This is a genomic window from Pseudomonas sp. Irchel 3E19, assembly GCF_900187585.1.
Taxonomy (GTDB): Bacteria; Pseudomonadota; Gammaproteobacteria; order Pseudomonadales; family Pseudomonadaceae; genus Aquipseudomonas; species Aquipseudomonas baetica.
The window spans coordinates 24,787-41,468 of sequence record NZ_FYDT01000014.1 but is presented as its reverse complement, the minus strand read 5'-3'; the positions used below and the strand labels follow the sequence as shown (position 1 = coordinate 41,468).

General features: G+C 58.6%; 22 protein-coding genes. 4 read left to right on the top strand and 18 right to left on the bottom strand.

Annotated elements, in window-relative coordinates; all coding sequences use genetic code 11:
• The first annotated feature begins 34 nt into the window (after positions 1 to 34).
• The gene (gene tsaA, locus CKW18_RS11485) at positions 35 to 733 is read left to right on the top strand and encodes a tRNA (N6-threonylcarbamoyladenosine(37)-N6)-methyltransferase TrmO (protein ID WP_095188901.1); all 699 of its coding nucleotides are present in this window, start codon (positions 35 to 37) and stop codon (positions 731 to 733) included.
• A 165-nt stretch (positions 734 to 898) separates the two neighbouring features.
• Here tsaA and fpr read toward each other — a convergent pair whose 3' ends face one another.
• Positions 899 to 1,678 (bottom strand): ferredoxin-NADP reductase, encoded by a 780-nt coding sequence (gene fpr, locus CKW18_RS11480; RefSeq protein ID WP_002554680.1) that lies wholly within the window; start codon positions 1,676 to 1,678, stop codon positions 899 to 901.
• A gap of 142 nt (positions 1,679 to 1,820) precedes the next feature.
• Between fpr and CKW18_RS11475 the strand changes: the two genes are divergently transcribed.
• Positions 1,821 to 2,747 carry a LysR family transcriptional regulator gene (locus tag CKW18_RS11475; protein ID WP_095188900.1) on the top strand — a complete coding sequence of 309 codons (927 nt, stop codon included), beginning with the start codon at positions 1,821 to 1,823 and terminating at the stop codon, positions 2,745 to 2,747.
• Here CKW18_RS11475 and CKW18_RS11470 read toward each other — a convergent pair.
• The 3 genes from CKW18_RS11470 to CKW18_RS11460 form a co-directional block, all read right to left on the bottom strand.
• The gene (locus CKW18_RS11470; protein ID WP_095188899.1) at positions 2,744 to 3,106 is read right to left on the bottom strand and encodes a diacylglycerol kinase; all 363 of its coding nucleotides are present in this window, start codon (positions 3,104 to 3,106) and stop codon (positions 2,744 to 2,746) included. The two genes, CKW18_RS11475 and CKW18_RS11470, sit on opposite strands and share 4 nt — an antisense overlap.
• A 74-nt stretch (positions 3,107 to 3,180) precedes the next feature.
• Positions 3,181 to 3,831, bottom strand: a complete 651-nt coding sequence (gene erdR, locus CKW18_RS11465; RefSeq protein ID WP_095188898.1) for a response regulator transcription factor ErdR — start codon at positions 3,829 to 3,831, stop codon at positions 3,181 to 3,183.
• A gap of 223 nt (positions 3,832 to 4,054) precedes the next feature.
• Entirely contained in the window at positions 4,055 to 4,801 is a 747-nt protein-coding gene (locus CKW18_RS11460) for a tRNA-uridine aminocarboxypropyltransferase (protein WP_095188897.1), read from the bottom strand.
• A gap of 189 nt (positions 4,802 to 4,990) precedes the next feature.
• Here CKW18_RS11460 and CKW18_RS11455 point away from each other — a divergent pair, with 189 nt between their 5' ends.
• Positions 4,991 to 5,416, top strand: a complete 426-nt coding sequence (locus CKW18_RS11455) for a PA3611 family quorum-sensing-regulated virulence factor (RefSeq protein ID WP_095188896.1) — start codon at positions 4,991 to 4,993, stop codon at positions 5,414 to 5,416.
• On the opposite strand, the gene CKW18_RS11450 is transcribed toward CKW18_RS11455, so the two are convergent.
• Complete coding sequence (locus tag CKW18_RS11450) at positions 5,417 to 5,611, bottom strand: hypothetical protein (protein WP_095188895.1); 195 nt, start codon at positions 5,609 to 5,611, stop codon at positions 5,417 to 5,419. It abuts the gene before it with no gap.
• Between the two features lie 350 nt (positions 5,612 to 5,961).
• Between CKW18_RS11450 and CKW18_RS11445 the strand changes: the two genes are divergently transcribed.
• Positions 5,962 to 7,080 (top strand): TIGR00730 family Rossman fold protein, encoded by a 1,119-nt coding sequence (locus CKW18_RS11445; protein ID WP_095188894.1) that lies wholly within the window; start codon positions 5,962 to 5,964, stop codon positions 7,078 to 7,080.
• Between the two features lie 57 nt (positions 7,081 to 7,137).
• On the opposite strand, the gene recX is transcribed toward CKW18_RS11445, so the two are convergent.
• From recX to CKW18_RS11380, 13 genes are all read right to left on the bottom strand, one after another.
• Positions 7,138 to 7,605, bottom strand: a complete 468-nt coding sequence (gene recX, locus CKW18_RS11440; protein WP_095188893.1) for a recombination regulator RecX — start codon at positions 7,603 to 7,605, stop codon at positions 7,138 to 7,140.
• A gap of 9 nt (positions 7,606 to 7,614) precedes the next feature.
• Positions 7,615 to 8,673: a recombinase RecA gene (recA, locus tag CKW18_RS11435; RefSeq protein ID WP_095188892.1), complete on the bottom strand. Its 1,059-nt coding sequence runs from the start codon at positions 8,671 to 8,673 to the stop codon at positions 7,615 to 7,617.
• 83 nt (positions 8,674 to 8,756) lie between these two features.
• Entirely contained in the window at positions 8,757 to 9,257 is a 501-nt protein-coding gene (locus CKW18_RS11430) for a CinA family protein (protein ID WP_095188891.1), read from the bottom strand.
• A 127-nt stretch (positions 9,258 to 9,384) separates the two neighbouring features.
• Complete coding sequence (locus tag CKW18_RS31480) at positions 9,385 to 9,552, bottom strand: lysis system o-spanin lipoprotein Rz1 (RefSeq protein ID WP_371857625.1); 168 nt, start codon at positions 9,550 to 9,552, stop codon at positions 9,385 to 9,387.
• A gap of 270 nt (positions 9,553 to 9,822) precedes the next feature.
• A complete protein-coding gene (locus CKW18_RS11420) occupies positions 9,823 to 10,389 on the bottom strand; it encodes a glycoside hydrolase family 19 protein (protein WP_095188889.1) in 567 nt (188 codons plus the stop codon).
• Between the two features lie 33 nt (positions 10,390 to 10,422).
• Entirely contained in the window at positions 10,423 to 10,677 is a 255-nt protein-coding gene (locus tag CKW18_RS11415; protein WP_095188888.1) for a hypothetical protein, read from the bottom strand.
• Positions 10,677 to 11,837: a hypothetical protein gene (locus tag CKW18_RS11410; RefSeq protein WP_095188887.1), complete on the bottom strand. Its 1,161-nt coding sequence runs from the start codon at positions 11,835 to 11,837 to the stop codon at positions 10,677 to 10,679. The genes CKW18_RS11415 and CKW18_RS11410 overlap by 1 nt, the downstream gene beginning before the upstream one ends.
• Before the next feature lie 18 nt (positions 11,838 to 11,855).
• A complete protein-coding gene (locus CKW18_RS11405) occupies positions 11,856 to 12,302 on the bottom strand; it encodes a phage tail assembly chaperone (protein ID WP_095188886.1) in 447 nt (148 codons plus the stop codon).
• Positions 12,303 to 13,199: a phage tail protein gene (locus tag CKW18_RS11400; RefSeq protein WP_095188885.1), complete on the bottom strand. Its 897-nt coding sequence runs from the start codon at positions 13,197 to 13,199 to the stop codon at positions 12,303 to 12,305. It abuts the gene before it with no gap.
• 24 nt (positions 13,200 to 13,223) lie between these two features.
• On the bottom strand, positions 13,224 to 13,790 hold the full coding sequence (locus CKW18_RS11395; protein ID WP_095188884.1) for a tail fiber assembly protein: 567 nt from the start codon (positions 13,788 to 13,790) through the stop codon (positions 13,224 to 13,226).
• Between the two features lie 8 nt (positions 13,791 to 13,798).
• Positions 13,799 to 14,878, bottom strand: a complete 1,080-nt coding sequence (locus CKW18_RS11390) for a phage tail protein (RefSeq protein WP_095188883.1) — start codon at positions 14,876 to 14,878, stop codon at positions 13,799 to 13,801.
• Between the two features lie 130 nt (positions 14,879 to 15,008).
• Positions 15,009 to 15,524 (bottom strand): phage tail protein, encoded by a 516-nt coding sequence (locus CKW18_RS11385; protein WP_095188882.1) that lies wholly within the window; start codon positions 15,522 to 15,524, stop codon positions 15,009 to 15,011.
• Complete coding sequence (locus tag CKW18_RS11380) at positions 15,521 to 16,678, bottom strand: phage tail protein (protein ID WP_095188881.1); 1,158 nt, start codon at positions 16,676 to 16,678, stop codon at positions 15,521 to 15,523. Before CKW18_RS11380 ends, CKW18_RS11385 begins: the two co-directional genes overlap by 4 nt.
• Positions 16,679 to 16,682: the final 4 nt, after the last annotated feature.

The following is a 16,682-nucleotide window of genomic DNA, read 5'->3' as shown; positions in this document are numbered from 1 at the left end:
ATGCCCGCCCTGATCCCGCTTCTGACTCTCAACCATGACTTACAGCGTCTCCCCCATCGGCTTCGTGCGCTCCTGCTTCAAGGAGAAGTTCGCCATCCCCCGCCAGCCGCAACTGGCCCCCGCCGCGCGTGGCGTGCTGGAACTGGTAGCGCCGTTCGATCAGGGTGACGCCGTGCAGGGTCTGGAGCAGGTCAGTCATGTCTGGCTGCTGTTCCTCTTCCATCAGGCGCTGGAAGAAAAACCGCGCCTGAAAGTCCGCCCTCCCCGTCTGGGTGGCAACAAGTCCATGGGCGTCTTTGCGACCCGCGCCACCCACCGCCCGAATGGCATCGGCCAATCCGTGGTGAAACTGGACAAGGTCGAAGCCAACCGCCTGTTCATCTCCGGCATCGACTTGCTCGACGGCACACCGGTTCTCGACATCAAACCCTACGTGCCTTACGCCGACATCATCACCAGCGCCTCCAACAGCATCGCCAGCGCTGCGCCGCAGTTGATTGACGTGCAGTGGACGGATGCCGCGTTGCAACAGGCGCACACCCACGCCCAGCGCCTTGCCGAGCCACTGGTCGAGTTGATCGAGCAATGCCTGGCACAGGATCCGCGCCCGGCCTATCAGACCCCGGCGCCGGAACGTGAGTACGGTGCGCAGTTCTGGGATCTCGACGTGCGCTGGCATTACCCGACGCCTGAACAGATTCGCGTCCTCGAAGTCATCCCCGCCAGCGCGTGAACCCGCACCCAATGTAGGAGCTGCCGCAGGCTGCGATCTTTTGATTTTGCTCTTCAAAAGCAAGATCAAAAGATCGCAGCCTGCGGCAGCTCCTACAGGTGAATGTCGCGGGCATAAAAAAGCCCCCATTGCCAATTCAGACAATGGGGGCTTTTTCAGTGGGGCTTACTTCTCGACGAACGCACGCTCGATCAGGTAGTCACCCGGCTCGCGCATACGCGGCGACACGGTCAGGCCGAAGCTGTTGAGCACTTCGCTGGTCTCGTCGAGCATGCTCGGGCTGCCGCACAACATGGCGCGGTCGTCCTGCGGGTTGATCGGCGGCAGGCCGATGTCGCTGAACAGCTTGCCGCTGCGCATCAGGTCGGTCAGACGACCTTCGTTCTCGAACGGCTCGCGGGTCACGGTTGGGTAGTAGATCAGCTTGTCGCGCAGCGCTTCGCCGAAGAACTCGTTCTGCGGCAGGTGCTCGGTGATGAATTCGCGATAGGCGACTTCATTCACATAGCGAACACCGTGGCACAGGATCACTTTTTCGAAACGCTCGTAGGTTTCAGGGTCCTGGATCACGCTCATGAACGGCGCCAGACCGGTGCCGGTGCTGAGCAGGTAAAGGTGTTTGCCAGGTTTCAGGTCATCCAGTACCAGCGTGCCCGTAGGCTTTTTGCTGATGATGATCTCGTCGCCTTCCTTCAGGTGCTGCAACTGCGAAGTCAGCGGGCCATCAGGCACCTTGATGCTGAAGAACTCCAGATGCTCTTCCCAGTTCGGGCTGGCGATCGAGTAAGCGCGCATAAGCGGGCGGCCATTTGGTTGTTGCAGGCCGATCATCACGAACTGCCCGTTCTCGAAACGCAGGCCCGGGTCGCGGGTGCACTTGAAGCTGAACAGGGTATCGTTCCAGTGATGAACACTGAGGACACGCTCGTGGTTCATGTTGCTCATGTACGTTTGACTCCTGGATATTGGCTCTGCGCTTGCTCTGGGCTGAAAAAATGCCGATGGTGCGCAATTGCATCGCATTCTAATAGCGCTGACAATATCTGTTAACTGGATTATTAAGATAAGGGTTATCGGTTATATCGATATGCGATTTACTCTCCGTCAACTGCAAGTCTTCGTCGCTGTCGCCCAGCAGGAAAGCGTATCCCGTGCTGCGGGTCTGCTCAACCTCTCGCAATCGGCGGCAAGCACTTCGATCACCGAACTGGAGCGCCAGTCCAGCTGCCAGCTGTTCGACCGTGCCGGCAAACGGCTGAGTCTCAACGCCCTGGGCAAACAGTTGCTGCCGCAAGCCGTGGCGCTGCTCGACCAATCCAAGGAAATCGAAGACCTGCTCAACGGCAAATCCGGTTTCGGCTCGCTATCAGTGGGGGCAACGCTGACCATCGGCAATTATCTGGCCACCCTGCTGATTGGCAGTTTCATGCAGCGCCACCCGGAAAGTCAGGTGAAGCTGCACGTGCAGAACACGGCCAATATCGTGCAACAAGTCGCTCACTATGAAATTGATCTGGGTCTCATCGAAGGCGATTGCAGCCACCCGGACATCGAAGTGCAGAGCTGGGTCGAAGATGAGCTGGTGGTGTTCTGCGCGCCGCAGCATCCGCTGGCCAAACGCGGCAGCGCGACCATGGAAGAGTTGACGCACGAAGCGTGGATTCTGCGAGAGCAGGGTTCCGGTACGCGCCTGACCTTCGATCAGGCCATGCGTCACCATCGCAGTGCGCTGAATATCCGTCTGGAGCTGGAGCACACCGAAGCGATCAAACGCGCGGTGGAATCGGGGCTGGGGATTGGCTGCATCTCGCGGCTGGCTCTGCGAGATGCCTTCCGCCGCGGCAGTCTGGTGGCGGTGGAGACGCCGGATCTGGATCTGGCGCGGCAGTTCTACTTCATCTGGCACAAGCAGAAATACCAGACCTCGGCCATGCGCGAATTTCTTGACCTGTGCCGCGCCTTCACCGCTGGGGTGCAGCGCAGCGACGAGATCGTCTTGCCGACGATTGCTTAAAGCAGAACCACTGCCCAGACCAGGGCAATCATGCTCAAGGCCACGAATTGCGCGGCGCTGCCCATGTCCTTGGCGTTCTTGGACAGTGGGTGCAGTTCCAGCGAGATACGGTCAATGGCCGCTTCCACCGCCGAATTCAGCAACTCGACAATCAACGCCAGCAAGCACACGGCGATCAGCAGCGCCTGTTCGACGCGGCTGACATTGAGGAAGAATGTCAGCGGAATCAGCACCACGTTGAGCAGCACCAGTTGACGGAACGCCGCTTCGCCAGTGAAGGCTGCGCGCAGGCCGTCCAGCGAGTAACCAGAAGCGTTAAGGATGCGTTTCAGGCCGGTCTGGCCCTTGAAAGGTGACATAAGGTAGAAACCAACCAAAAAGGAATGGGAAAACTAGATCAACGAAAGTCAAAAAAGCGTGAAGGCGCCAGGCTTTATTGGCTCGGAATTGACTCAAGTTGTTGCAAGAGCAACGCAGCCTGCGTCCGGGTACGCACATTCAACTTGCGAAAGATCGCCGTAACGTGGGCCTTGATGGTCGCTTCCGACACGCTCAATTCATAGGCAATCTGCTTGTTCAGCAGGCCTTCGCACACCATGGTCAATACGCGGAACTGCTGGGGCGTCAGGCTCGCCAGGCCATCGCTGGCGGCCTTGGCTTCGGCGGAAACGCTGACCGCTTCGAACGCCTGCGGCGGCCAGAACACATCGCCATCGAGCACTTTACGCACTGCTTCCTGAATCACGCTCAGGCCACTGGACTTGGGAATAAAGCCACTGGCCCCGAATTCACGGGACTTGACCATCACCGAGGCTTCTTCCTGCGCCGAGACCATTACCACCGGAATCTGCGGGTATTGTCCGCGCAACATCACCAGCCCGGAAAACCCGAATGCGCCGGGCATGTTCAGATCCAGCAGGACCAGATCCCAATCAGCCTTTTCGGTCAGGCGCGTCTCCAGTTCGGCGATGCTCGCCACTTCCACCAGTCGCACGTCCGCGCCAAGGCCCAGCGTCACCGCTTGATGCAGAGCGCTACGAAACAGGGGGTGATCATCGGCAATCAGGATGTCGTATGTGGCCATTTTTCAAATGATCCTGTTTTTGATGGCAGACCCGGTGCATTCGGGTCTGGCCAAAGCAACTCAAGATGCCGCCTTATAGCGGTATCTACAGGGGCACGTTCAACGCCAATAACCAGCAAACACGGCGTTTCAAACCTTGGCCGCACCCTAATCGGCGCCAAGCATGCCCAGCGAAAACCGGGTGGTCAAGCAGCACGGCCGCCGCTGCATACAGTATGGGCCACTATTGGGCCAACTCCGGCTGCGGCTTTCGTATATAGGGTTGCAACTCGGCGTGAGCCGGCGTGGCTTCATTCACGTCCAGTTGCTGTTTGGCCCCCAGGTAATGCTGGCTGAACACGTCGAAATAGGCGTCAAGCGCCGACGCGGCGTCACTGTCACCCGCCAGTTCCAGGCACAACGCGGCAACTTCGGCGGTGCACAGGTGCTCGCTGCGCGTCGAGCGCCGCAAGCGATAGCGCGACAGTTTGTCGGGGAGCAGGCTGAGAATCGGCAAGCGGTCGAAGTAGGGACTCTTGCGGAAGATCTTGCGTGCCTCGGTCCAGGTCGCGTCGAGCAGAATGAACAGCGGACGCTTGCTGTTATCGGGGGCAACGGTGTTGGTCACGCGCGACGGCTCGACGTATTCGCCGGGAAACACCAGATAGGGCTGCCATTGTGGATCGTTGAGCAGCGCCAGCATCTGCGGGTCGGGCTCGGTGCGCGACCAGATGAACGCGTGGTTATCGCGCACCACATCGGCAATCAGCCAACCGGTGTTGCTCGGTTTGAACACTTCCTTGCCGGTCATGATCAGGCACACGCCGGAACGGGTGTCGACCGTTGGCCGCCAGGCGCACAGGCAATGGCTGATGATCACGCGGCAGTCGCGGCAACGCTCGGAGCGAAAGCCCCGGGCTTGAATCGGCTTGATGCCCTCGTCTTCGCGCTGATCGCGCAGGCGGGCTACGGCGTTGGGGGCATGGTTCATCGCAGGCAAGGCCGGCAGACAGGGAAACTCGACACGAACAAGACTCGGCAGGGCAATAAAGACCGGCAGTTTACCAGAGCAACGGGCACAACCCTGTACCGTCCAGACCGGCTCCCCTATAATTCGCGGCCACTGAACGCACAGTCACGTGGCTGGTCGAACCACCAGTCACTGAACCAGGAGAGTTTCATGCTGCGCCTTATCGTTCCCACCGCTGCCATTCTGCTGGCGTCGTCCTTCACCGCTCAGGCTGCGTCCTTGAGTGAGCAGAATCTGAACAGAGAGCTGCGCAACGTCGCCGCCCAAAGCAGCGTCGGCACGCCACGGGCAATCAATGAAGACATTCTTGATCAGGGCTACACCGTTGAAGGCACCACACTGATCAACCACCTGAGCGTGCAGGCAAGCCATGCTGAAAAGATGCGCGCGGACCCAAAAGCCGTGTATTTCCAGTTGGGTGCTTCGGTGTGCAACAACCCGTCTTATCGCAAATTGATGGCCAAGGGTGCCGTGATGCGTTACGACTTCACCGAGGTCAAGACCAATCGTGCCATCGGTTCGGCCAGCTATCAGGACGCCGATTGCCCGAAAGCCGCTCCTGCCAAGAAAAAGTAATCATCGTGAGTTGGCGCGCCGCTGTTCATCCTCGGCGCGCAATTCGGCCACCAGCGCCTGTAAATAACGCGATCGGCGTTCTCCGCCTGCCAACCTTCGGCAACACTCCTCCTCGAGACTCACTTGGTTAGTCTCGGCTGACGCCTTCAACATCCGATACAGCTGCGTATCGATCTCCAGAATCACTCTGACCATGTGTCCCGCCTCCTTGCCACCCACAAATCCTTGAATAGCGTGCGCCTTGCGTACATCTGTTGACGCGAAGTTGTCGTCCGGTGCCTGTACATTAGTTAATCAGAGGGTTTACTGCCCGGCGCACGTTCGGACGAGCGGTGACGCCTTGGCGCAAAATTCCACAAGCGGTTGCCATGCAGAACTTTGCAGCGCCATGATCAAGTCAGCACGAAGACGCGCAAGGGTCTAGATTCAGAGTATTCCCGATCAGTTGTCAGCGGCAGGAAAGGAACTGCCGATTGTGTTTTTTTGCAGCGCGGCACTGACGCCGTTCGTCAGCGCTACAGGCTCTGTGCAGAAGGAGACGTTGAATGCCTTACCAACCGAATGACCTGCTCAGCCGTCATTTTCAAGAGAGCGGCCCCGACCTCATCAGCAAGGTCGAAGAACAACTCAACCATGTTTCACCCAACAGCCCGAATCTCCCCATCTACCGCGACATGATCCTGACCGTGCTGCGCATGGCCCAGGAAGATCACAATCGCTGGAACGCCAAGATAACCCTGCAAGCCCTGCGCGAACTGGAACAGGCGTTTCGGGTGCTGGAGCAATTCAAGGGGCGACGCAAAGTCACCGTGTTCGGCTCGGCGCGCACGCCAGTCGAACATCCACTGTATGCGATGGCTCGCGAACTCGGCGCGGCACTGACACGTTCCGACATGATGGTCATCACCGGTGCCGGTGGCGGCATCATGGCCGCCGCACATGAAGGTGCTGGCCGGGATCACAGCCTGGGATTCAATATCACCCTGCCCTTCGAGCAACATGCCAATCCCACCGTGGGCGGCACCGGCAATCTGTTGCCTTTCCACTTTTTCTTCACCCGCAAGTTGTTCTTCGTCAAGGAAGCCGATGCCTTGGTGTTGTGCCCGGGCGGTTTCGGCACGCTGGACGAAGCGCTGGAAGTGCTGACGCTGATCCAGACCGGCAAAAGCCCACTGGTACCGGTGGTATTGCTCGATGCGCCGGGTGGCACGTTCTGGCAGGGGGCGATGGATTTCATCCACCAGCAATTGGCAGACAACCACTACATTTTGCCAACCGACACGAAGCTGATGCGGCTGGTCTACACCGTCGAGGAAGCGGTGGAACAGATCAACCAGTTCTACAGCAACTTCCACTCCAGCCGCTGGCTCAAGCGCCAATTCGTGATCCGCATGAATCACAAGCTCAGCGACCAGGCGCTGGAGCATATGCAGGAAGCCTTTGCCGATCTTTGCCTGAGCGACCAGTTCCATCAACACGCCTACGCTGGCGAAGAACACGATGAAGCGCAGTTCAGCCACCTGACGCGGTTGGCCTTTGCTTTCAACGCCAGGAATCACGGGCGTCTGAGGGAGTTGGTGGACTACATCAACTTGCCGGAAAACTGGGCCCACTCCAAACCACAGACCGCGCAACGCAATCGAGAACCGTCGAAAGCCATTTAAAAGGCAAAAAAAAACGGCCCGCTATTTTCATAGCGGGCCGTTTTTTATTTAACCGTCTTAATCGTCCATTGCTCTACCGCTGAACAAGCGGTTGATCATCTCCATCGAGAAGCCACGATAGGCAAGGAAGCGGCCTTGTTTGGCCCGTTCCTTGGCATCGATCGGCAGATGTCCGGAGAACTTTCGCTGCCACGTTTCCTGAAGTTGCTCCTGCCAACTGATACCGCTTTCGCGCAGGGCGAGTTCGATATCAGCGCGTTGTAGGCCGCGCTGGCCGAGTTCCTCGCGGATTCGCAGAGGGCCATAGCCGGAACGCGCTCGGTAGGAAACAAAGCTTTCAAGATAACGGGCTTCGGAAAGCAGCCCTTCTTCCGTCAAACGGTCGAGGGCTGTTTCGATCATCTCCGCCGGAGCACCGCGCTGACGCAGTTTACGCGTCAGTTCGACTCGACCGTGCTCGCGACGTGCGAGCAGGTCCATGGCGGTTCGCCGCACCGCGACGAGGGTATCCAGTACAAGTGTCATTCAAAGACTTCAAACGTCGATGTCGGCCTCGGCCATATCGTCGACCTTGTCTCGGGTCGCCGAAGCCTTGACGTCTGCTGCTGGCGCCAGCAGCTTGTCACGCAGTTGCTTCTCGAGCTTGGCGGCGATTTCCGGGTTGTCTGCCAGGAACTTGGCCGAGTTGGCCTTACCCTGACCGATCTTGGTGCCTTCATAGGCATACCAGGCGCCGGACTTCTCGACGAAACCGTGCAGTACGCCCAGGTCGATCATCTCGCCGTTGAGGTAGATGCCCTTGCCGTAAAGAATCTGGAACTCGGCCTGACGGAACGGCGAAGCCACTTTGTTCTTCACAACCTTGACGCGGGTTTCGCTGCCGACCACTTCGTCGCCTTCCTTCACCGCGCCGGTACGGCGGATGTCGAGACGAACCGAAGCGTAGAACTTCAGCGCGTTACCACCGGTGGTGGTTTCCGGGCTACCAAACATCACGCCGATCTTCATGCGGATCTGGTTGATGAAGATCACCAGGCAGTTGGCGTTCTTGATGTTACCGGTGATTTTACGCAGCGCCTGGGACATCAGACGGGCTTGCAGGCCCACGTGCATGTCGCCCATCTCGCCTTCGATTTCAGCCTTCGGTACCAGTGCAGCCACGGAGTCGACGATGATCACGTCAACGGCGTTGGAACGCACCAGCATGTCGGTGATTTCCAGGGCTTGCTCGCCGGTGTCCGGCTGGGAAACCAGCAGGTCGTCGACGTTGACGCCCAGTTTGCCGGCGTACTCAGGGTCGAGGGCGTGTTCCGCATCGACGAATGCGCAGGTCGCGCCAGCCTTTTGCGCCTGGGCGATCACGGACAGTGTCAGTGTGGTTTTACCGGAAGATTCAGGACCGTAGATTTCAACGATACGGCCTTTTGGCAGGCCGCCAATGCCGAGTGCAATGTCCAGACCCAGAGAGCCAGTGGAGATGGATGGGATCGCCTGACGGTCCTGATCGCCCATACGCATTACGGCACCCTTGCCGAATTGACGTTCGATCTGACCCAGGGCCGCAGCCAAGGCTTTCTTCTTGTTGTCGTCCATTAAAGTCCTCACGTAATCAATAAGGCCTGACGGCCAACACCTGTATAAGTAGCCAGTATTATTCCACAGCGTTCGCGGATCGCCTACCCCTGATTTTCGATTTCTCGTGCCGCCAGTCGCAGGAGCCCCTCTAGCGCGGCCTTCACCGTTTGTCGGCGGACTTCATCGCGGTTGCCGGGGAAGTGCTGCACCTCACTGGAAACCACGTCGCCGACGCCCCAGGCCAGCCACACCGTGCCCACCGGTTTGTTCGGCGTGCCGCCGTCAGGACCGGCCACGCCGCTCACCGCCACGGCAAACCGCGCCAGGCTGTGTTTCTGCGCGCCCTGCACCATCGATTCGACCACCTCGCGACTGACCGCACCTACCGTATCGAACAACTCGGCCGGCACATTCAGTTGCTGGGTTTTCTGCCGGTTGGAGTACGTCACGTAACCGGCCTCGAACCACGCCGAGCTGCCTGGAATGCGCGTGATGGCTTCGGCTATCCCGCCACCGGTGCAGGACTCGGCGGTGGTGACGTGGGCGTTGAGCACTTGCAGACGTCGGCCCAGCTCGGCAGCCAGTTGAGTGATCTCTTTCACGGTGCGCTCCGGATCGGATGGAATGGGTACCACCGTACACGAGCCGGTTGCGCTTTCAATATACAAGCTTATTCAAAATGTTCGGGCGCCAGCGCTCTGACATAGGCCTGACAGGCCTGCAGGGCAATCAGTCCGCGGTCGCCGGTGTCGGTGATGGCGATAATTCGTTGAGCATGCGCCGGCTCAAGTCGGGCGCGTACGGTTGCATGATCCACGCCGCCGGTGCCGGCGGAGGCAGGCACCGCACAACCTGCGGCAATGTCACCGGCGTCGAGGAGGACTGACAGGCGCACATCAGCAGTGGCAAGACGATCGCGCAGGCGATCCTGATCACGTTGGGCATCGTTCATCGCTCGATAGTGGGTTCGTTCACTGGCCGCGAGCCGCTGCTCCAGTGCCAGACGTTTATCCTGCTCGGCCTGTTGTGCCGTGGCGGCGGCCGTGGTCTGTTGACTAAGGGTTTCGGCGTTTAACCGAGCCTGCTCGGCCAACTGCCGACCGTAACGCCAGTCCTGAAACTGCCAGGCCAGCGCCGCCGCCCCCAAGGCCAGCAGCAAGACACCAATCACTCGCCAGGGGATTGGCATAGCACCGCCCTCGCCCGCGCCCAGATTTCCAGGCGATCCTGCAGGCCGTTCAACCCGCCGTTGATGCGGCGAGTAATGGTGTTGAACTGGTCGCGATCGGCCAGTTCGTTCAAACCATTCTTTTCCCAGAACCATGCGGCAGATTCGGCGGCCCATTGCGGTTGCTCCAACAGTTCCGGCAAGGACAACAAGCGCTCATCACCGAACAAGCCAAGGCTGCATTGGCGATAGTTGGCGCGTCCGGTGATCTGGATCAGTCCGCGTCCGCGGTACTTTTGCCCATCACCGTCGGCCTCAGGCGTATTGCCCAGACGTAACGCCAGAGTGCCGGTGTCGTATTTGCTCAGGTACTGGTTGTTGCCCAACTCGCGCACATACTGCAACTGGCCCGACTCGTGGCCTATTTGCGCAAGAAATGCAGCGACACGTTTAGGCGTATCGATGCGGTGGTTGGCCATGGCGCTATTGAGCGCAGAAACAAAAACGCCCGCTTGAGAGCGGGCGTTGGGCATGATGTTTAAAAGGTTGTTTTCAGTTATTTGCATAATGCGTAATCCTCCCTGGATGCCGGGATTGAATCATGGTTGGGCACTAATGCCTGCCAGCCATTTTTTTGCCAGAGTTTTCAGGAGGCTCTCCGGGGCAATTTCTTCTGGCGCTGCGAACACCCAACCGAGTGTGCCGAAGTTGGCTGTCCAATCAATTTGAGGGGCCGGCGTGATATCGCTGATGTCGACCCAGAACAAATCCGGATGAAACATCTCCGCCATGTTGCCATCGGTCGAGAACAACTCAACCACCGTGTTGTTGACGATGCGTGCGTAAGTTCTCATCAGGCGTACTCGTAGATGATTACAGCACCGGTGGCACCTGCTGCACCCGGTCTACCCGGCTGATTGGTTGTATTAGCGATCCCGCCCGCGCCTGAGCCATAACCGGAGCCGGGTGCAGCCACGCTCAACGAGACGCTGCTCGCATAACCACCACTGCCAAGAGGTGAGTTTGCGCCGTGCCCAGCAAGTGTTGATCCGCTCAGGCACATTCCAGGGCTGCCGGCCGCTCCTGACGAATTGATCAGGTTGCCCCCACTTGAGGTTTGGCTGGGAAATCCGCCCACATACAGGCCGAAACCAGGCAGCGTGAGTGGTGTACTCCAAGGAGAACCGCCACCGCCGGTGGCCGAAACCAGTGAGCCAAGCGAACTTGTTCCGCCGCTCCCCCCGCCAATGCCGACCCCACCCGCCACGCCCCCCGCACCCACTGTAATGATTTGGCTCTGCCCGATTACGTCAAATGATAACCAGGCTTGTGCGTAGCTACCTGAAGCGCCACCTCCTGTGAGAGAAACCTGAGTAGCGTTCGTCGCGCCGATTCCCGAGCTGCCACCACCTGCGCCGACTACCGTGACCAAGACGTTCTTCATCCCCACCGTCGGCACGTAGTTACCGGACGCGGTAAACGTCTTCACCGCCAACAGCCGACCGCTAAAACCTTTACCGCCACTCGCATATACCAGCACCCAACTGTCCAGTGCCGCGCTATACACTACCGAGCACACACTCCCCACAACAATTTCCGCAGGCCGCAATGCACTCAGCGCCAGGCTCACCAGCGGCTTGGGCATCGACCCGTTCGGTGCAAAGGTACTCGCCCCGGCATTGGCGTTACCGGCAGTAAAGCGCAGTGCCAGACCATCCTTCAAAACACTGATGGCGGGCACGTAATTGGCCATGTACAGATTGGCCGCACCGATATCGGTCGCATGTTTGTCTTCACCGGCCTGACTGATTTTTTTCAGCGCCTGCACCAGCTGCGTCGCATCGGTTTCACTGGGTTCAAGACCCGCCGATTTGACGACGTTCAAAAGTTCATCGGTAACGCTGTTGCCCCAGGTTGCCGGGATCAGTGATCCGGGCAAACCGGCGACGGCATCTTCATTGACGAACTTGCCATTCACCAGCCCTACGCTGGGAACGCTTTTGGGATAATCCATTTCAACATCCTTGATGACTTACAGCGCACCAGCCAACCACCTTGGCGCTACCGGCCGATGCTCGCTGAACGGGAAAAAAGAACCTTGCGGCCAGTCCCGCAACTCACGTCGATAGGTTTGTAATTGAGCATATTGCTCGGTGGTCAATGTGGTGCCGCCGCCGTCCTCCAGCTCATCGCGATCACGGGCCACCAGACCGTCAGTGGCGGCCAGTTGCGCGGTGCGCCAATGACGCTCAGCATCGGCGGCTTCCTCTGCTGAAGGAGGCGGCGGGTCAACGAGAATGGGAAAGCCGTTATCCGCCCGTACACCAATGACTTTTGCAGAGACCGCCAGTTGCTGGAGCAGCGAGGTCCAGTAGGCTTGAGGAATTTCAATGACGTCGTCGGGAATGTCCGACAAATGGATACCCGGTACATAAACGCCCCGGGTGCTGGCGCTGAAGAGAACACTGTAGACGTTCATTCAATAACCCTTCACCTGATAGTGGACAGTCCAGCCAGCCGAGACCGTGCCGAGATAACTGCGAATTTTCAGATGGCACCCGAATTTGTTTGCCGGCGGGTTGCCATTCAGAATAACCATGGCGCTATCGCCCCCGGCATGAGTCGCCACGATGTTGCTGAATGCATTGGGGAAAGCGATAGGGAATACGACATTGACATCGCCATTGGCGTCCGAAACTGCCGCCCCCCACTGCTCGATAACGCCGCTCGCAAACCGCTGATAGCCGGCATCGCCAAAGACACCTGAATGAACCGACGCGAACCGGTCGCTGACCGAGCCGCCGTAGAGGCGCCAGTCGCCGCCTGTACGGAACAACTGCGCGGAGTCACCGATACCCAGTACCAGCGATCCCACCGTATTGCTGCTGACAATACGGTCGTTCGGCGCCGGGTTGATCGTCAGCACACCGGTGCCAAGATTAAGGATAGTCAGCGTGCTTGTGCTCATGACACTGGTGGTAACCGGCATCGTGGCAGTGACCGCCGTGCTGCTGTAGAAACTCACCACTCCGCCCGCTTGAGCCGCTGTCAAAGCAGCGCTGGTCGCATAGGTCGAAAATCCGGAAAACTGCGTACCGCTGCGGTTCACAAACCCGGTGGTGGCAACGTTCTGGCTGTTATCAAACTGTGGCGGTGTTGCAAACAATCGGTTGCTGCGCAAGGCCGTCAGCAACTGATCGGTTTTGGCTTCTGACGCGGTGAGGCCGGCGGCCTGGATGACATTAAGCAACTCCTGCGTAATGCCATTGCCCCAACTGGCCGGAATCAACGATCCCGGTTTGCCGGCGATCGGATCTTCATCAACAAACCGGCCGTTGAGCAAGCCGGCACTCGGGACACTATTTGGATAGTCCACTGTACTTCTCCTTGTGTTTGTGAATCAGGTGTTGACCGTCGTTCCGGGTGCAACGGGCCAGATGATTTCCTCGGGGAAAGCAGCCTGTTTCTCGATGCGGTTCAGCTCCACGCTGTAGAGTTTCCATTCGATCAACAGAAGCTGTTCGTCATGACTGGCATCGCCGATGTCTTCGGCGTATTGCAGGGGGGCGATGCGCAGGACGGCGTCACGAAGTAACGTGTCTCGCAAGCGGAACACATCGACCTTGATCGCAGATACGCGCGCGGTTTCATCGAGTTTCCAAGTGTTGTCGATCCAGAAGTAACCGTCGCCCGGCCACGGTTCGGCAGTGAGTTCGTCTGGTAACTCTCCCGGCTCACTCCATATCTGCTTTACTCCGTTTTCCTTCCGATACACCACTCCTCGACGGTCTATCACTTCACGGGGAACGTTGTTCACCAGTGTCCAGACGCGGCCACTTTCAGGCGCTGGTAACTTGAATGAAAGTTGAACGGCATTACTCGGCAGTTGGACACCGAGGCCTGGTGTAACAGCAAATTCAACAGGGCCATTCAAGACGCCCAAGTGATCAATCAGATAATTAAACATGGGGCACCTCAGATAAGTTTGATTCGAGCCGGATAGGCAATATTTCGAGGACGCGTGATACCGCCATGGTTCAGCAACTCAGAATCCGCAATTGGCGTAACCGGCGCTGCTGGTGTGATGTATTTGACTGTCGCACCCGCGTAATCGGCGTAGTTGCCCATGTCGAGACCCAACTGGGTCTTCTGGGAAATGATGTGTGTCGCGAACAAAATATTGTCGGCAATCCCATTGTCGCCCTGAACCAAAGAGCCTTTTTGCCAAGACCCCGGTGTACGCCCGGTATCGACCAGACCGCCTTCGGCCAGTACGCGCAAAAACTCGCCACGGGCTTCTGGCAGACGAAAAGTCGTGGCGCCGTCTCCAGGCGTCCACGCACCACCTCGATCGGCCTCCGAACGCAACATGCCCGACTGCTGCGCGTGATCCCAGAGCCATGGCCATTCCGAGCGATTCAATAACGATCCATTCAGCGCGGCATAGCCACCGGGCAGTACTGCCAGCGTGGTCTCAAAGGCGATGTACCCGAGTGAGGAACCGTCCAGACGACCGACTGGCCACCAATTACCCACTGTATCGCTGCGTAAATGCCACCAGTCACCCGCTCCCATCAAAACGAGAAACGGATAACCCGAAGCATTCAGGTGGGTGTGAAACTTGATCACATCGCCGCTTGAACTTTGCACGACCAAGCGATTACCACTGTTATCGACACGCCGCACAATGACGTCACGTACTCCTAAGCTGGCATTGGCTGGCGGCAGACGTACACTCAGTGATCCGGCCCCGGCATCAATCAAAACCAGACCAAGCTCTTCACCGGTCAACAACCTCGACGTGCCTACGCGCGTGATGACCGAACGCATCGGACTGGCATTCCCGACAATCGCCTGAATCGCCTTGAACAACTGACTGTTGTCCGCTTCAGAAGCCACCAGCCCGCCACCGCTAATCACACTCAGGATCTCCTGAGTCACACTGTTGCCCCACACCGCCGGAATCAAAGAACCCGGCGTGCCCGCCACCGGGTTTTCATCGACGAAGCGGCCATCGACCAGGCCAACGCTGGGGACGCTTTTTGGATAATCCATAGGTCTTTCATTCCTCTGAAATACAAATGAACCGCGTCCCGAGCGCTGCCATTGCAAGCTCGTCCACGGTCAGTTTCTGAAAATAAAAAAGCCCACGGTGAAGTGGGCTTGGCTGAAGCAGATTGGCGTTTTAACCGGCCTGTTGGCTGACCAGTTCGCGGATTGCCGCAATCGCCTCATCGGCGGCGCTGCGAGCCAGCTCGACCTTGCCTTTGGCTGCCTGAGTACGGATCTGTGTTTTCGCCTTCAGGCGCAACGTGCGCAGGGTCAGCAAATGGTTGGTGAGCTGATCGGCCTTGCCGAGAATCTGCTCGGCAGCCTGTTTGGCTGTGCGTCCTTTGATCACCCAGGCAGCGACCGACAGCGGTACTTCTTTCTTCGGGTAACCGGCGTCCTGATAGGCTTGAGCATCGGCGGCAGCCTGGGCGTATTCCATGGCTTTGAGCGGGTCGCCGGCCAGTTGTGTGCGGGCACTGTCGGCGGCTGCATCGACCCTGGCACACAAACGTTCGGCTTCCTGCTGTTCCAGCAACGCGACTTTTTCCGGATTGACGACCCACTGTTCGCCGTTCCAGTCATGGGCGGCAGACGGCTGCGCGGGGCGCAACTCGCCGTCAATCTGATGGAGTTCCTGAATGACGATCATCGAATGAGCTCCCACTGCAACTGGACGTTCACGGCTTCCCCGAAATTGATCGCGATGCCGGCGCTGTAGTCGGTCAGCGGATGACTTTTGATCCCCATGCTGAAGAGCAATTCATCACTGTCGGCATTGGCTTGCCCAAGATTGTGCTCGGCCTGATAGGACTGCCAGAGCGAGCGCAGGTTGGCGTGATCAAAACTGGCGGTCAGCGTCGAAACCGTGACGTCGTAGAGAATATTGTTGGTGAATATCACGCAAGGTTGCAAAGTGGCCGGGTTCCAGCCTCCCGCATTATTGGAAACGCCCGTTGAAACGGGGGAAAGGTAGCTGTAGTTGCCTCCAGCCCATCCCGTTGCCGGAAACGCGACGCTGGTGACGGCCGTCGATGAGGGCGTCGGATTGCCCACCACCAGCCGAGCTGCACGGGCATGGGGATCCAGCGGCAGAAACACCGCACCGGTGCCGTTGACAGTTTGAGTCCAGGTCAAGCGCGCCCGGTTGTAGATCGCACGCACCGTCGGCACGGAGCCCGGCGCACCGGTGACCACCCAAGCCAAACACATATCCAGCACCGAGCTCTGGAAACCACCGCCAGCAGCGCCGTTGGCCGTTCCTTTCAGAGACTCGGGCGCCACGTCGAAAATCGTCCCGCGCTGGGTATAGAAACTCAGCACACCGCCCACCACCTGCGCCCGCAGAAAATAGCTTGAGCTAGGCAACAGGTCTGCACTGCTCCAGGCCTGAGTCGTGAACGTACGCGAACGCCCCAACTGACCGGCCACCACTTCCTGGCCAATGCTGACGTAGACACCCGCCGGCACCGACACTCGCCCGCCACTGGCCGATGCGGCTGCCGGCGTAATCGGCAACCGGGCATCTGCCGTGGCAACGGTTGGCAAAGGCAACGCCGACAGCGGCAACGCCGAATCCAGATTCCAGCCCTTGGCCGAAACACTCTGGATGGCCTGCAACAACTGATCGTATTTCTTCTCGTCCGGGGTCAAATCCCCGGCCTTGATCACGTTGAGAATTTCCTGCGTAACCCCATTCCCCCACTCCGCCGGAATCAACGACCCCGGCGTCCCCATCAACGGGTTTTCATCAACGAACTTCCCATTCACCAACCCGGCGCTGGGCACACTGTTTGGATAATCCATCCCA

Coding starts and splice junctions, on each gene's coding strand:
- CKW18_RS31480 (WP_371857625.1), bottom strand. CDS start 9,552: ATGTGCGCCTGTCAGTCCTCCTCGACGCCGGTGACATTGCCGCAGGTT.
- CKW18_RS11420 (WP_095188889.1), bottom strand. CDS start 10,389: ATGCAAATAACTGAAAACAACCTTTTAAACATCATGCCCAACGCCCGC.
- CKW18_RS11475 (WP_095188900.1), top strand. CDS start 1,821: ATGCGATTTACTCTCCGTCAACTGCAAGTCTTCGTCGCTGTCGCCCAG.
- CKW18_RS11445 (WP_095188894.1), top strand. CDS start 5,962: ATGCCTTACCAACCGAATGACCTGCTCAGCCGTCATTTTCAAGAGAGC.
- erdR (WP_095188898.1), bottom strand. CDS start 3,831: ATGGCCACATACGACATCCTGATTGCCGATGATCACCCCCTGTTTCGT.
- CKW18_RS11470 (WP_095188899.1), bottom strand. CDS start 3,106: ATGTCACCTTTCAAGGGCCAGACCGGCCTGAAACGCATCCTTAACGCT.
- recA (WP_095188892.1), bottom strand. CDS start 8,673: ATGGACGACAACAAGAAGAAAGCCTTGGCTGCGGCCCTGGGTCAGATC.
- CKW18_RS11415 (WP_095188888.1), bottom strand. CDS start 10,677: ATGAGAACTTACGCACGCATCGTCAACAACACGGTGGTTGAGTTGTTC.
- recX (WP_095188893.1), bottom strand. CDS start 7,605: ATGACACTTGTACTGGATACCCTCGTCGCGGTGCGGCGAACCGCCATG.
- CKW18_RS11450 (WP_095188895.1), bottom strand. CDS start 5,611: ATGGTCAGAGTGATTCTGGAGATCGATACGCAGCTGTATCGGATGTTG.
- CKW18_RS11390 (WP_095188883.1), bottom strand. CDS start 14,878: ATGGATTATCCAAAAAGCGTCCCCAGCGTTGGCCTGGTCGATGGCCGC.
- CKW18_RS11455 (WP_095188896.1), top strand. CDS start 4,991: ATGCTGCGCCTTATCGTTCCCACCGCTGCCATTCTGCTGGCGTCGTCC.
- fpr (WP_002554680.1), bottom strand. CDS start 1,678: ATGAGCAACATGAACCACGAGCGTGTCCTCAGTGTTCATCACTGGAAC.
- CKW18_RS11380 (WP_095188881.1), bottom strand. CDS start 16,678: ATGGATTATCCAAACAGTGTGCCCAGCGCCGGGTTGGTGAATGGGAAG.
- CKW18_RS11395 (WP_095188884.1), bottom strand. CDS start 13,790: ATGTTTAATTATCTGATTGATCACTTGGGCGTCTTGAATGGCCCTGTT.
- CKW18_RS11405 (WP_095188886.1), bottom strand. CDS start 12,302: ATGAACGTCTACAGTGTTCTCTTCAGCGCCAGCACCCGGGGCGTTTAT.
- CKW18_RS11385 (WP_095188882.1), bottom strand. CDS start 15,524: ATGATCGTCATTCAGGAACTCCATCAGATTGACGGCGAGTTGCGCCCC.
- CKW18_RS11410 (WP_095188887.1), bottom strand. CDS start 11,837: ATGGATTATCCCAAAAGCGTTCCCAGCGTAGGGCTGGTGAATGGCAAG.
- CKW18_RS11460 (WP_095188897.1), bottom strand. CDS start 4,801: ATGAACCATGCCCCCAACGCCGTAGCCCGCCTGCGCGATCAGCGCGAA.
- tsaA (WP_095188901.1), top strand. CDS start 35: ATGACTTACAGCGTCTCCCCCATCGGCTTCGTGCGCTCCTGCTTCAAG.